Source organism: Flavobacterium ponti (assembly GCF_042652765.1).
Taxonomy (GTDB): Bacteria; Bacteroidota; Bacteroidia; order Flavobacteriales; family Flavobacteriaceae; genus Flavobacterium; species Flavobacterium ponti.
The window spans coordinates 3,332-3,786 of sequence record NZ_JBHSGW010000019.1 but is presented as its reverse complement, the minus strand read 5'-3'; the positions used below and the strand labels follow the sequence as shown (position 1 = coordinate 3,786).

At 33.0% G+C, this 455-nt stretch carries 1 protein-coding gene; it reads right to left on the bottom strand.

The features are described 5' to 3' along the window. Positions 1-455 (bottom strand): hypothetical protein (locus ACFO3U_RS07720; RefSeq protein ID WP_379740158.1); only part of this gene is annotated, 455 nt, incomplete at both ends.

Here is a 455-nt window from a genome sequence, read left to right as displayed (position 1 = left end):
CATTGGATCAATACCTAAATTGTGAACATGGAGTGCTCCAAAACTTTTTGGTCTAACTTTAACTTTAACCATTCCTTGAGAACCATAAGCTTTTCTAAGTGTTACACTTTCATTAGGAGCTATGTCAAGCACAAAAGAAGCTTCATCAGAAACATTACCCATAGGAGTATTTGCTATTTCATCTTCTAATTCATACAAAGCACTTTGAATATTAGGTTTGTTTTTTAAATCATTTAACTCTTCGCAAGGAGTTTCTTGAATTAATTCTTCTTCCAACTCTGGACAAGTTGTACAAGGAGGCACAACATTAATAATTATAGGATTTCCTAAATCAGTACTACTTGTAGTAGAGCCACCAGTTCCATAAGTTTGTCCAACACCTGTATAAGTATTATTGTTAGTATTACTTGTTGTATAATCATATCCATAAGTAAACCCAGTACCAGTTACCAATA